This window comes from Arcicella sp. GW458-12-2-14-TSB2 (assembly GCF_059423785.1).
The window spans coordinates 40,323-55,199 of record NZ_JBWKYN010000011.1; the positions used below are offsets into that span (position 1 = coordinate 40,323).

General features: G+C 37.0%; 10 protein-coding genes. 8 read left to right on the forward strand and 2 right to left on the reverse strand.

Going from position 1 to position 14,877, the window contains the following annotated elements:
* The first annotated feature begins 170 nt into the window (after positions 1-170).
* The 4 genes from AC07XN_RS02925 to AC07XN_RS02940 all read left to right on the forward strand — a co-directional run bounded on the left by AC07XN_RS02925 (position 171) and on the right by AC07XN_RS02940 (position 3,529).
* A complete protein-coding gene (locus AC07XN_RS02925) occupies positions 171-941 on the forward strand; it encodes a helix-turn-helix domain-containing protein (protein ID WP_494741975.1) in 771 nt (256 codons plus the stop codon).
* Between the two features lie 68 nt (positions 942-1,009).
* Positions 1,010-1,402 carry a DUF1398 domain-containing protein gene (locus AC07XN_RS02930; RefSeq protein ID WP_494741976.1) on the forward strand — a complete coding sequence of 131 codons (393 nt, stop codon included), beginning with the start codon at positions 1,010-1,012 and terminating at the stop codon, positions 1,400-1,402.
* A 145-nt stretch (positions 1,403-1,547) separates the two neighbouring features.
* Positions 1,548-2,918, forward strand: a complete 1,371-nt coding sequence (locus AC07XN_RS02935; protein WP_494741977.1) for a chloride channel protein — start codon at positions 1,548-1,550, stop codon at positions 2,916-2,918.
* A gap of 158 nt (positions 2,919-3,076) precedes the next feature.
* Complete coding sequence (locus tag AC07XN_RS02940; RefSeq protein ID WP_309913258.1) at positions 3,077-3,529, forward strand: DUF1569 domain-containing protein; 453 nt, start codon at positions 3,077-3,079, stop codon at positions 3,527-3,529.
* A gap of 201 nt (positions 3,530-3,730) precedes the next feature.
* Here the strand turns inward: AC07XN_RS02940 and AC07XN_RS02945 are convergent, their stop codons facing one another.
* Positions 3,731-5,665 (reverse strand): DsbA family protein, encoded by a 1,935-nt coding sequence (locus AC07XN_RS02945; RefSeq protein ID WP_494741978.1) that lies wholly within the window; start codon positions 5,663-5,665, stop codon positions 3,731-3,733.
* Entirely contained in the window at positions 5,662-6,831 is a 1,170-nt protein-coding gene (locus AC07XN_RS02950; protein WP_494741979.1) for a pyridoxal phosphate-dependent aminotransferase, read from the reverse strand. Before AC07XN_RS02950 ends, AC07XN_RS02945 begins: the two co-directional genes overlap by 4 nt.
* 448 nt (positions 6,832-7,279) lie before the next feature.
* On the opposite strand from AC07XN_RS02950, the gene AC07XN_RS02955 reads away from it, so the two are divergent.
* The 4 genes from AC07XN_RS02955 (at position 7,280) to AC07XN_RS02970 (ending at position 14,703) form a co-directional block, all read left to right on the forward strand.
* Entirely contained in the window at positions 7,280-7,867 is a 588-nt protein-coding gene (locus tag AC07XN_RS02955; protein WP_494741980.1) for an RNA polymerase sigma-70 factor, read from the forward strand.
* A 106-nt stretch (positions 7,868-7,973) separates the two neighbouring features.
* Positions 7,974-9,011: a FecR family protein gene (locus AC07XN_RS02960; protein WP_494741981.1), complete on the forward strand. Its 1,038-nt coding sequence runs from the start codon at positions 7,974-7,976 to the stop codon at positions 9,009-9,011.
* 180 nt (positions 9,012-9,191) lie between these two features.
* Complete coding sequence (locus AC07XN_RS02965) at positions 9,192-12,809, forward strand: SusC/RagA family TonB-linked outer membrane protein (protein WP_494741982.1); 3,618 nt, start codon at positions 9,192-9,194, stop codon at positions 12,807-12,809.
* Positions 12,810-12,888: 79 nt separating this feature from the next.
* Positions 12,889-14,703 (forward strand): RagB/SusD family nutrient uptake outer membrane protein, encoded by a 1,815-nt coding sequence (locus AC07XN_RS02970; RefSeq protein ID WP_494741983.1) that lies wholly within the window; start codon positions 12,889-12,891, stop codon positions 14,701-14,703.
* Positions 14,704-14,877: the final 174 nt, after the last annotated feature.

A 14,877-nucleotide genomic window follows, 5' to 3' on the forward strand; every position in this document is an offset into this window, starting at 1 on the left:
TAGTCATAGTTTATGATGATGAAATGTTAGTTTTGCCATTGTAAATATCTGTGTGGTAACATCCAAACGTTTAATTATGTATATAAAGATGAGTACATGATAAATCTAATGATTTGAAAAAAGATAAACACTAACAATGTATTGACTTCGATGCTTAATCTATTCAAAATATGAAATTTGAAAAGGTATTTCCCTCTCCTTTACTGAAACCTTACATCAAACATTTGGTCATTTCTGAAGCCTCAGAAGAGCAAACCTATAAGGTTTTTCCTTCTACTGGGCTAGTGATGGGTTTTCAATACAGAGGGCGTCTGGCTTATATTACCAAAGATGGAGAAAACTCTTTATCTAACACGGGCATTACGGGTTTGCAAGATGGTTTCAGGGTTTTCAAAAGTAATCCAAACATTGGGTCTGTATTAGTATTTTTTAATGAAATCGGTGCATCTTATTTCTTAAAAACGCCCATCAACGAATTATATGCTGAAAGTGTTTCGCTTGAACATTTTATCAATCGGTACGATTTGGAAAAAGTTGAAGAAGCTTTGAGTACTGCCGAAACTGATGAATACAGAATCTATATCATCGAGCAATTCTTACTGGCTAGAATCATCGAAAAAAAAGATGACAAACTAGTGATAAAAGCCATCCAGTATATCTATCATTCAAAAGGTAATATTAAAATAAAAGCATTGTCCGAAATACTTTGTATCAGCCAAAGTCCCTTTGAAAAACGTTTCAGACAGTTGGTTGGTACATCTCCCAAGAAATTTGCTGCTATTGTCAGGTTTCATACAGTATTAGATAGCCTAAATCAGGTAAAATCTATGACCGAAATATGTTTTGAAAACAACTATTTCGACCAAGCACATTTTATCAAAGACTTTAAACATTTTACTGGTGAAACGCCTGAAAAATTTATCAAAAAGAATGATAAGTAAACGATTTTTTACAATTTCAAGCCAAGGGAAACTGCCAAATTTGCATCACATTTAAACGCAAAAAAGACATGTTTACAATCGATCAAATTAAAGAGACTCACTCAAAAGTAAAAAGCGGAGCAGATTTCCCACAGTATGTTCAGAATCTTATTGATTTAGGCTTAATTGGCTATGACCATTACGTTTGTGATGGTCACTCAAAATACTATGGAAAAGATAACTTTCAAATTCAATCTGAAGCCAAATATGCACTTTTGGAAATATCTCCCACAGGTAATATTGAAGCCTTAAAAAATGCTTTAAAAATCCATCAAGCTGGTAAAACCGATTACCTAACATTCTGTAGGCAATCAGCAGAAGCAGGTGTTGAAAAATGGACACTTGATATGAAAAAAATGACTTGCGTATATTATGATAAGAATGGTCTTGAAATGGTAACAGAAGTAGTACCTAGTATTTAGTATTATTTTATATTTGATTGACTTTTCAATATCATTTTTTAGAAGAAAGCTAATATTATACGTTTATATGCGTATTTGTACTTATATATTCTTTCAAAAAGGCTGTAAATTTGTATGTTTATAGCCTTTTAAAATAATTACAGGTATGAGATTTTTTAGCTTTTTACGTTATCGACTCAAATCATGGTTTGATGCTATCCATAACAAAAAATTACAAAAGGACATTTTAAATGCTTTACCATTTTGGCTAGGTGCATTTATCACAGGAATCATTGCTGTATTATATGCTAAGTTATTTTCATTGGCAGAGGCTGGCACACATTTTCTATTTCATCATGCAGGCTGGTCATTCTTTATTATTACGCCTATTTGCTTTTTGGTAGCATGGTGGTTGGTTATCAAGTTTGCTCCTTTTTCTAGAGGAAGTGGTATTCCTCAAGTAAGTGCCGCTATTGAATTAGCTAACCCGAAACATTATTACAAAGTAGATAGCTTACTAAGCCTAAAAGTCATTCTCATCAAAATCATTTCTAGTTTAATTATGGTTTTGGGTGGTGGCGTAGTAGGTAGAGAAGGGCCTACTATTCAAATTTCAGCTTCAATCTTCAAAAAAATCAATGACTTTCTACCTGATTGGTATCCCAAAATATCAAAAAGGAATATGATTGTAACAGGGGCGGCCTCTGGGCTTGCGGCGGCCTTTAATACTCCTTTGGGCGGTATCGTATTTGCTATTGAGGAACTTACCAAAACGCATTTTAGTCTTTTTAAGTCCGCTTTGTTAACAGGAGTTATCATCGCAGGGCTTACGGCATTGCACTTTTTAGGGCCATATCTTTATTTGGGTTATCCTGCTTTAAATAATATTTCTACTTGGATTATCGCTTCAATTATACCCCTAGCAATCATTACAGGCTTTGCAGGTTGTGGAATGAGTAATATTATTTTGTTTGTTTTTAGAAAAAAGAATACCCTAACCCACAATTACCAGAAAGTAATTTACATCATTGCTTGTGGGCTAATTATTGCTAGTATGGGTTACTTTATGGATAACAGAACATTTGGTTCAGGTAAAGAAATCATGGTGAGTACTTTGTTTAGCAACGACAAACATTTGGAATGGTACATGCCTATTTTAAGAATTATTGGTCCAATTGTATCGTTTTCTGTAGGAGGGTCAGGTGGCGTTTTTGCACCAGCCCTAAGTGCAGGAGCAAGCATTGGCGCGGTGATGGCAGGTTGGTTGCATTTGTCAGCAACCGAAACTAATTTGATGGTTTTATGCGGTATGGGTGGCTTCCTAACGGGTGTTACCAGAAGCCCCTTTACGTCATCTATCCTTGTCATTGAGATGACCAATAGTCACAATATTATTTTTTATATCATGCTCGCAACACTTCTGGCTAGTTTAATTGCCAATTTGATGAGCAAACACACTTTCTATGATTATTTAAAAATGCAGTATATTGATGAAATCCATAAAAGCGAAGTCCAACAAGATACTGCAAAGGAATAATAAACAGAATGCTCAGCAAAGTTAGTAAGTAATTCTATTTGAGCGAATTACTCTTATTTACCAACGAAATCTTAATTTTAAAATAACCTGTCAATTTAGCTATTTTTCATATCTTTATTAAAACGAAAAGTAAACCATCCTAAATTAATTGACAGCTCATGAAAAGTGTATTTAACCAAACAGAAACTGCCGAGCTTCTAGCACGCATCGACAAATTAAGTCCCGATTCCGTTCCTCTTTGGGGTAAAATGAATGTTGGGCAAATGTTGGCTCATTGCAATGTTACCTACGAACTTGTATATGAAGACAAATACCCAAAGCCTAATTTTTTCATGAAGACTATTTTGAAATTGATGGTTAAAAACACCGTTGTTAGCGAAAAACCATACAAGAAAAATAGTCCTACTGCACCAATATTCATCATCAAAGAATCAAAAGATTTTGAAGCAGAAAAAACTCGTTTGAAAGACCATATCAATAAAACATTGTCCTTAGGCGAAAACTATTTCAATGGCAAAGAATCACACTCGTTTGGAGTATTAACCATCCAAGAATGGAACAATATGTTTTATAAACACCTTGACCATCACCTTAGTCAGTTTGGGGTTTAAGGAGGAGGGAGTTGTGAGTGGTGAGGCTCAGCTATCGGTCATCGGCTTTCAGCTTATACACATAGACATCAGTAATGTGTTCCCAAATAGTTAAATATTTGATTCGTTTAAGCTAGTGTACTCCGCGTTTCGAAATAACTCCAACAAAAGCAAAAAGGGGTCAAAAAACTAGTTTTTGACCCCTTTTTCAATATTTTTTCACTAATAATTTGCCAATTTACTTTTCCAAATTATTCCGTTTTTGCTTTCATATTTATCGATAAATCCTTTTTCAAATAAGTCTGCTAATGTACCATTAGTTTCTTCCATAGAAGTACTGCTTAGAAATGAAAACTCTTTACTCGTCATCGTCGAGAAATTGGTAAACAAGAATATCGGGTCGGTATCAAACGTCCTTTTCTGTGCATGAGGCACCAATTGATGGATAATGCCTTCTAAATATTCATATTCTTGATAATCTTTACTGATGATTTGTTCATTTTCAAGATTTCTAAAGATAAGCGTTGGCAATACCCCCACCTGCATATTCTGGGCTAAAATCAAATCTTCTTTAAATGCTTCTTGTGCTTTATTTTCATAATCATACACAAAGCGTGCAGAATCTAATCCTACGTCAAAAGCTGCCTTTTCCAGATAAGCCATATCAACAATGTTTTTCTTTTCAAGAAACAACATTTCTTTGATACGTCTCAGGAATAACAATGCTAAATCTGCATCCTGCATCTGGGCAGCTTTGAAAGCAATAGAAGGTGGATAAGAAGACGGTAGTGGGTCTTCAATCCAAATATCTCCATCAAGTGGGATACCATGAATCATACATACTTCTTCCCAATGTGGTGCCACATCCGAAGGTTTGGTAATAGGTCCACGTTCGTATTCATCCCACGACGGTAGTAGCCCTCCCATGCGATAATCAATCTGTATATAGGCTCCATACTCTAATTTCAACTTTCTGAGTAATGGCTGCACTACCCAACAAGTAGAACAGACAGGGTCGGTAAAATATTGAATATCTATTAGTTTTTCGGTATGTGCATCTCTATCTTGTTTTTTGGTAATCAACGGCACTACCATCTTATCTCCATCTACATCGAGAGGATTCAAAAACAGTTCTTTTAGCTCTCTACCTAAATAGATATGTTTCTTAATGTCATCCTTACGCTCATCATAATATGCCTGAAAAGCCTCTTCAAGATTATTCAATGATAATAGCTTTTCAGTCAGTTTTTTAGCATCCAAGATAGCATTGGTTGTTCCTGCACTAGTAAAAGGCAAAGCCAAATGGGCAGCATCTCCAATCAACACCACATTATCAGCATGGAATTTAGGAAGTAACCCAAAATCACGGGTATTCCAGATATAACTCGTGCTAAAATCATTTGTAGATAATAATTCTGTTACTACTGGTGGGAAATCAGCTAATTGATAATTACAAAATGCTTTGAGTTCATCGGGCGTACAACCTTGGTCACAATCTGCCTCAGCCACGCTATATTGCATAAACCAAACAAAGTCTTTTTCCGAGACAGGAATCATCCCAAAGCTTAGTCCACGGTTACAACTCTGGTATTTTGTGAATATATTTTGGTGCGAAGTTCCCAGTTTTTCATTTGTACAAATCCCTACCACTTCCTTCACTTCCACGGGCGTATAATTGACAGCCCCTAAGATTGCTTCCCGCACTTCTGAGTTTCCGCCGTCCGCTCCTACAAAAACATCACCATATTCTATTTCGCCATTGGTGAAATAAGCAGCCACAGCTTTGCCGTTTTCATAAATAAAATGAGAGAATATTCTTCCTGTTTTTAGTTGTTCTTTCGGAAACAAATCGTACAAAAACTGTATTAAGTCTTTGCGTTTAATACAACGCCAAAGATTCAGTTTTTGCTTCTTTACTTGTCTTCCATCTTGCTTATTTAAACTAAAAGCCCCGATTTCTTCTCCGGGTAGATTGATTTCAGTATTGGCATTTAATTCATTTAAAATCGACCATCCATCTATGTGCATTAAAAATGCATGTCCACGGGTAGTCATTTGCTTAAACTTCTCGTTTACAACAACATTTATATTATTTTTTCTGAGTAAGAGTCCCAGTGTTAGGCCTGCAACTCCTCCGCCAATAATTACTACTTTCATAATGCGTTTAATACTATTTTAGTTTGTGTGAGTGCTTGAGTAAGGATTTCATTTGATGTAGCAAAACTCAAACGAATGTATCCATCTGCACCTGCACCGAACCATTCTTTTAGTCCAGGAACAACGGCAACTTTGGCTTCATTCAAAAGTAACTCATGAATTTCCTTGCTTGTTTTGCCTGTTCTTGTAATATTAGCAAAAGCTACATAACACCCTTCGGGAGCAATACAGCTTACACCTTTCATGCTGTTGAGTTCTGTTACACAAAGTTGTTTCATGTGGTGTAGATGTTCAACAAAGGCTTTCAACCAATAGTCGCATTCATTCAAGGCGGTAGTAGCTGCTATTTGTCCAATTACATTGGCTCCATGTACGGTAGATTGGTGTAATGACACTTTGATAAGTTTATCAAAATGTGCCTGATTGGAGGCCATCACCGAGCCTATCCGTAAACCAGCTAAACCGTATGATTTACTATAACCAGTAACGGTTACAGTTCGTTCCCGAATAGCTTCATCAAGTGATGCTATGCTTGTGTAGGTATGTGGATTGTAAATAATATCACTCCAAATTTCATCTGACAAAATAATCAAATTGTGTTTGCAAGCAATATTTCCTAGTTGCATTAGTTCTTCTCTGGTAAACACTTTTCCCGTTGGGTTAAGCGGATTACACAAACAAATTAAGCGTGTTTTGGGTGTAATTAATTGCTCGAGTTCTTCAAAATCAACCTTTTCTGTACCCGCAGGAATGGCAAAAGAAACTGCCTTTCCTCCTACTGTTTCTACAGAATATCTGAAAAGGAAATCGACAGGGTCAAATATAATGGCTTCATCATTGGGCGATAGAAAAGCCTGACATATCACAAAAATACCAAAAGCGGCACTATCCACTGGAAAAATATAGGCTGGCTTGGCAGGTATATTCCTTTTATCCTGAAAAAAAGTAGCTACGCTTTCTTTAAAATCTGGCAGGCCATCAGGCGGGCCATAACATAAATAACGGTCTTTTACAAAACGCGTAATAGCCTCCGCAATTTCTGGAGCACTCGGAAAATCTGGGTCAGCTGCTGTAAGGGGAATAACGCCTTGTGGCACAGTTGCCCATCTTAAATTGTATGCACGTTGTTTTAAAATCTCTAAATTAACAGCGGTACTATCAAACATTGAATGTTGGGTTGGCGGTTTATTCTAGTCTAGCTGAATTATATCAAAGAACCCCAAATATAGTTTTGGAGCCTGTAAATATTGTTTGGATGCTAAATATGTTGAATAAATGTAGAATTTACAATATTATGCCCACTTTTCTTTCAATAATTACCATTTGTTCATAAGCTGTATTTTGTAGTACTATTTGTTTTGCATCTGGCTTAACAATTATTTTAAGGTTTGTTAATAAAGCCCATTTCATTGGTTGTGTATTATTTATAAGACAAGATGTATTTATTTTTGGACGATTTTGCGAATAAATATGAGTGTGTAAGTTGCTAAAATTATGATATGGAAACGTTGTCGGGAACGATTGCGTAAAAAATTAAGCTAAAACATTGGATATTCTAATTGCTTAATCCTACTTTTGAAAATAATTTTTTTAATAATAATTATTACTTTTCTTATGCACAGACCCCTCAAAGCTTCAAGTGATACAGAATTACTAGGTCTTTTGCTGGAAGACAATGAAGCTGCTTTTGAGGAAATTTACAGAAGATACTTCCAAAAGCTCCATGCGTTAGCTAAACGTAGGCTGTACGACAGCCAACAAACCGAGGATATTATCCATGATTTGTTTTTGAACCTTTGGCTCAATCGTCAGAAAATTCAGATTGACTCCCTCCCCAACTACCTCATGCGTAGTGTAAAGTACAGGATTTTAGATGCCCTTGATCACCATACTGTCAAACAAAATTTTCTGGATTATCAATTACACATCGACCAGAGCTCTAATATTACCGAAGAGAATATTCTTTATGCTGATGCCATGCGTTTGTATCAAGAAAACCTTGTGGTATTACCTGAAAGATGCCGTGAGGTATTCTTATTAAGCAGAGCAGGCGTACCTCAGAAAGAAATTGCTATTCAATTGGGTATTTCAGAAAATACCGTAGAAAATCATATCGCCAAAGCTTTACGCTTATTGAAGTCACGCATGGCTGAATTTATCAGTCCAAATATGCTGTTTCCTTTCCTTTTCTTCATTTTTTAAAATTATTTTAACAAAAAATCATATTCAAGTAGTGGAACTATTTCTCTTGACCGACATCTAGGTTAAGGAGTAAATAGTATTTTATTAATAAAAAATAAAAATAAACATGAACCAAGGTGAATTCAAGGATGATGATGAAATCATCAATTCGCTCCGACAAAAATATACTCCTGATGAAATCAAAAAACTGCTGGATTGGTACAACGCCTTCGACGATAAGCAAGACATCGTTAAAGCGCCTGAATTGGAAGATAGTATTTGGGATGCATTACAAAAAGAGATAGACGAATCTCAAGCAGTAATAGAACCGCCCGTTCCTTTATTCAAACGCAAAGCTTTTGTTGGGTCTGTTATGGCTATTGCAGCGAGCTTGTTGATGGTATGGGGTTGGTTTTGGTTACCTCAAGAAGAATCGGATATGCAATCAATGGTTGGTTTCAAAGATGTTCCACAACAAGAGCTTGTACTTTGGCAATCGTTTACCAATACTACTAAAGCCATTCATGAATTACCGCTTCCAGACGGTAGTAAGGTGTGGTTGAATCCAGCAACGACAATTCTGTATAAGATTGTAAAAAATGCAGCGACCAGAGAAGTTTATTTAGAAGGCGAGGCTTTTTTCGATGTAAAACCGAATAAAGAACAACCTTTCTATGTAAAAAACAAAGGACTGAATGTGGTAGTACTAGGAACAAGTTTTAATGTAATAGCTTCTTTTAAAGATGTAAAATATGAGGTTTCGGTAGTGACGGGCAAAGTAAAAGTAAAATATCAAGACCCCGAAAATGGCGAACGTTTCAACCAAGTAATCATTACGCCACAACAACAGGTAGTGATTCAGAAAGAAGAAAACACGTTGGAAACCCATGATTTGACCCTTGAGAAAAGCAAACATCGACAACTATGGGAACCTGTCAGTATGAGTTTTGATGAAGTAATACTAGATAAGGTGTTAGCAAGATTAGAACAAGAATATGGAATGACCATCCGTACACCAAACATGGACATTCGGAAATGTGAATTATTTGCCAATTTCAACAACCAACGTCTGCCTGTTATTATGGATATTATCTGTAGCTCTATCAATGCTACTTATCAGATAGAAGGCAATGAAATTACGATTATCGGTGAAGGCTGTTTGTAATCCTAAACAAACGTTTTTCATCAAGTAGTGTACTCAGAAAAGTAAAAACAATCAATACAAATTAGTAAAAAAAGGGCTTGAAGTGTTACTAGCACCCAAGCCCAAGAATTACCCCAATCATTTCCTAGGTGATTAAAGAGTAACGTAGATTTCAAACACAAAATCGTACAAAGCAAATTTATGGAAAAACATTTTATTAAGACAACATTTTTCAAAATCATGAGGATGACTGTCATTCAGTTGGCCATTGCTATAGCTTTCATGGTGGCATCTTATGCCAAAGAAGCCAAAGCGCAGGAAGTTTTAGCCAAAACCGTGACTGTTTCTATCAAAAACAGCACAATAAAAGGTGTTCTCAAGGAACTTGAGAAAGAATCTGGCGTGTCTTTTGTTTTTAGTTCTAAAAACAGCATCGCACAAGCCACCAATCTTACTTTGACGGCTAATAATGAAAGCCTAAAAAACATATTGAGCCGTTTTTTACCGCCGCTCAATATTGGTTATAAAGTTGTACACAACGCCATTATATTAACGCCCATGACTGAGGAGAAGGTAGTCCTACCCTCCACAGTCGAGTTGCCCATGCCCACGACGAGTATATCCGCCGACGCTACTGTTAAAGGTAAAGTGGTGGATTCAGAGACAGGCGAAACACTTCCTGGCGTAACGGTAAAAGTAAAAGGTACTACTGCTGGTACAACTACGGATGCTTCAGGGAAATACAGTATTTCTGTAGCCAAAGGTGCAGTCTTGGTGTTTTCATTCATTGGTATGAAAACGCAGGAAGTAAGCGTGGATGGTCGTTCAGAAATCAATGTCTCGCTTGCTCCAGACAACAGTATGTTGGCCGAAGTAGCCGTCGTAAGTGATGGTTATGGCTTGGTTAAGAAAACAGACAATACGGGGTCAGTAGCGAGTATGTCTGCAAGAGATTTAAAGAATATTCCTATCACAAGTGCTGCACAAGCCATGACTGGCCGTATGGCTGGGGTAAGTGTAGTAACTACCGATGGTTCGCCCGATGCTGATGTTGTTATTCGTGTGCGTGGGGGTGGGTCTATCACACAAGACAATTCGCCTTTATATGTGGTGGATGGTTTTATTGTAAGTAGTATCAAAGATGTGCCGCCATCTGATATCGAAAGTATTAACGTACTCAAAGATGCTGCTGCCACCGCTATTTATGGTGCTCAGGCTTCTAATGGTGTAGTAGTTATTACTACTAAAAAGCCTCGTCCAGGCCGTACTACGGTATCATACAATGGTTTTATGCAGTTTAAAACTTTGCCTTCTGACAGAGCCTATAAAGTGCTTTCGCCTTATGAATACGTTTTGGTAAACTATGAAAGAGCCAAACTGAAGACCACTACTGATGTTGCCAACATGGAGAAGTTTTTTGGAAAATATGGTGACTACGATTTGTATCAAAATCAAAAAGGTACAAACTGGCAAGACGAACTTTTTGGTGCGCCACGTACTACACAGTCGCATAACTTAAGCATTAGCGGTGGTAACGAAAATACTACGATGAGCTTGAGTTTAACTAACAATACTGACCAAGGTCTTTTGACTGGCTCAGGTTATACTCGTAATGTTATCAACTTTAAAATCAACCAAACTATTTCTAAGAAATTAAAGTTTGATGCTTCTACCCGTGTTACAAATACCGTAATCGATGGTGCTGGTACTTCTGGTTCGGCTCAGTTAAATATCAAAGATGCCGTTCAGACAAGACCAACAAACGGTATTGCTGACCAATTGGATATCGATTTAAGTACGGCAGGTACTGACGACGACTTTGCGTCTTTCCTTTTAGCACTTGTTAACCCTAAAAAATTAGTATCGCAAGATTGGCGTAAAAAAACTACTCAGGATTATGTATTTAATGCTGGTTTGAGCTGGTCAATTCTTAAAGCCCTTAATTTAAAATCAACTATTACTGGTTCGAAACAATTTGACAAATCTTTACGATACTATGGCCCATTAACAGGCGAATCTTTCAACAATGGTAGTAGCTTACCTATCGGAGAAAAAACGGTGAATGAAAACGATTCTTTCCGTTGGTTGAATACATTAAGCTACCAAATGCCAAGTTTGGGTGCACATAAACTTGACTTTTTATTGGGTCACGAGGTTTATGCAATAGGTGGAAATCAAAGCTTTATTCGTACAGAAGACTTTAGAGCATCTATTACGCCAGAAGAACTTTTTGCCAATATGTCTTTCGGTCGTACAGACCGTCAGTATACTACAGAAAATACTGATATCAATCGTGTTTCTGGATTTGGTCGTATCAACTACCAATTCAAAGATCGTTATTTGGCAGCGATTACTTTTAGAGCAGATGCTTCAAGTAAATTCAGTGCTGAAAATCGTGTAGGTTTATTTCCAGCGTTGGCATTAGGCTGGAAACTGTCGGAAACTAAATTGTTCAAACAAATAAAAGGATTAGACGAGTTGAAAATCCGTGCAAGTTATGGTGCTACAGGTAACGACCGTATTGATGCTACTGCTACAAAATTATTGTTTGAGGCTACTACACTCCGTGGACCTGGTTTTGGTAATGTTGATAACGTTTATTACACACCGACTGGAACTACTTTGTACAACCCTAATTTGGTGTGGGAAACGACTATCAACAAAAACTTAGGGCTTGACTTCGCTTTCTTCAAACAACGCATTGTAGGTAGTTTGGATTTATACCAAAACACTACGAAAGATTTATTACTTCAATCAGCGATTCCATCAAGTTCTGGCTTTACCAAACAATGGAACAATGTGGGTAGTACGTCAAACAAAGGTATCGAGCTATCGCTTACTGGATATATCATCGACAAAGCTGATGTTTCTTTCTCTGCCAATTTCAACTTTGGTATAAACAGAGCAAAAGTAGAAGCATTGGATGGTACTACTGAACGTTTCTTCCAATCAAACTGGGCAAGTACTGATTTAAGAGAGCAAGATGACTTTTATGTAAAAGTAGGTGGAACATTGGGTGATATTTATGGCTACGTATCAGATGGCTTTTATACAACCAATGACTTTTCAAGTTATGACCCTGCCACAAAAAAATATATATTAAAAGAAGGCGTGACCAACTCTACATCAACTACTGGTAATACCGCTATCAGACCGGGCTTCATGAAACTAAAAGACCTTAACGGTGATGGCGTCATTAATAGCTTAGACCGAAAGGTAATCGGTAATACGCTTCCTAAAGCTCAAGGTGGTTTTGGTTTCAATGGTCGCTATAAAGGTCTTGATGCTTCAATATTCTTCAACTGGTCGTATGGAAATAGTGTGTACAACACAGGAAAAATTCAGTACAATCAATTCCGTCGTGTGACGTATGGTAACTTAACGACCGACATGAGCATCGATAATCGTTTCACTTACCTTGACGTTGATGGGAAATATACAGGAACTCCGGGTGAAATCGTAACAGACTTAAATCAATTGGCAGAACTAAATGCTAACAAAACGATTTGGTCACCTCTAGGCTTCGGTGATGCTCAGGCAGTAATGAGCGACTGGGCTGTAGAAGATGGTTCTTTCATTCGTTTGAACAACTTGAACATTGGATATTCTTTACCTAAAAAATGGATTGCAAAACTTGGTATGTCGCAATTAAGAGTTTATGCAACGGGTAATAACCTTTATCTATGGACGAAATACACTGGTTATGACCCTGAGGTAAGTACAACAAGAAGTACGTATTCAGGCTTAACACCGGGCGTAGATTATTCATCTTTCCCTAGAAGCCGTTCTTATACTTTCGGAGTAAATATTACTTTTTAATGAATTGTAACACTTATTCTAATAGTGGTAATCAACATCAATCACTGAACGTTTTTACGAACAGTTAATGTCAATAATTATGAAAAAGAAATTAGTAATTCTCGCGGTATTGTCCATGTTTATGACATCCTGCAAAGACTTTTTAGAACCAGATTCTCTATCAACTTTCGATACAAACTATATTTATTCAAACGTAGATGATGCCCGCAAAGGAGTAAATGCCATCTACGAGTCTTTCGGACAAGATGCTTTTCGATCAAGACTTTCGAACAATATGACGGGCAATACCGACATCGAACACCAAAGTGGTTGGTCGAGCACGGCAGACCGTTATCAAATTTGGGATTTAACTGCTGTTGCCACCAATGCTGACTTGCGTATTATGTGGAATGCGGCCTATACTGCTATCAGAAACTGTAATGTTGCTATCGAAGGCATCGAAGCTAGTTCTGCATTAAATTCTACTGATATTGCTACTTCTAAAAAAATGTATAACATGCTTGGTGAGGCGTATACTATGCGTGCTTATTGGTATAGTATGTTAACATTTTATTTTGGCGATGTGCCAAACGTGCGTCAGGCACCTAAAGCTGGTAATGATTTCTTTTTACCGAAAGAAGACCGCAATGTAATTTTAACGCAGGTTATTAAAGATTTGATTGATATTGAAGGAAAGATGTCGTGGGCTGACCAAACTAGTTACGGAATCGAGCAAATTAACCGTGAATATACCTTAGGGATGATTGCTCGTTTAGCCTTACAAAGAGGAGGTTATTACCTTACTCCTGCCTTGGCAATGGAACGTAAGTCAGATTACTTAGACTATTATAAAATTGCAAAAGAGTACTCTGAAAAATTAATTACGCTAAAAGACCGCCCTTTGCCTACCGATTATAGACAAGTATTTTTGAATGAATCTAAGTTTGTAACACCAACCAACAGCGATATTTTATTTGAAGTACCCTTCGCCAATGGCAATGGCGATGTAGGCTGGAACATAGGTATTACGGTAGATGGTGGTACAACGGCTGCACATAGTTATGGGTCAGGTAGTAATTATATGGCTATTCCTCCTACCTATTATTTCTCTTTTGATACCCTTGACATTCGTCGCGATGTAACTTGTGCCTTATACAAAATCAATACTAGCGGTCAAGCCATTTTTGTAAACAGTTCAATGAACATTGCTCAAGGAAAATGGAGTCGTTGGTTCTTGGATAAAGCTCCCGGTGCGTCTACGGCTAAAGGTACGGGTATCAACTGGCCAATGTTGCGTTATTCAGATGTATTATTGATGTTGGCTGAAGCAGAAAATGAAATCAATGGACCGACTTCAATTGCACAAGAAGCGTTAAAAAGAGTACGCCAAAGAGCTTTTGATTCGAAATATTGGCCAGAAAAAGTGACTAGCTATATAACGAACATTTCGGGAAGTAAGCAAGCATTTTTTAATGCGATTGTGAATGAAAGAGCTTGGGAATTTGGTGGTGAAATGATTCGTAAATATGAATTGATTCGCTGGAATTTATATGCGAAGAAGTCACAAGAAACCGTAACTGCTATCAAGGAAATGGGTGATGCCGCATTGACTGGTACGGGGAAATACTCAGAATTGCCAGATTATATGTACTGGAAAAGAGATGCAAGTGGCAATTTCAAGGTATTAAACCCAAGCCGTAAATATGTTGGTGTACCAGATGCGTCTTGGACAAGAGTATCCTTTTTGGCTAGCTTAAAACCAACACCAACTACTTATCAAGATTGGATTACGAAAGATTGGGATAAGTATTATAATGGACCAGTACCGGGTATAGCACGATACATTTTCCCTATTCCGGCAGAAGCTATTACCAACAGCCAAGGAAAATTGCTGAACGACGGATACCAGTTTTAAGAGAATGGTGAATGTATAAGTTGTGAATTAGTGAATAATTCATTGAATATATTTTAAACGTTAAAATCGTTTATGCATAATTCACTAACTCACAACTCATCACTAAAAAAAATAAACAAAGAAATACTCATGAATAAAATACATATAAAACAAAGTTTAGCAGTAGTATTAGTG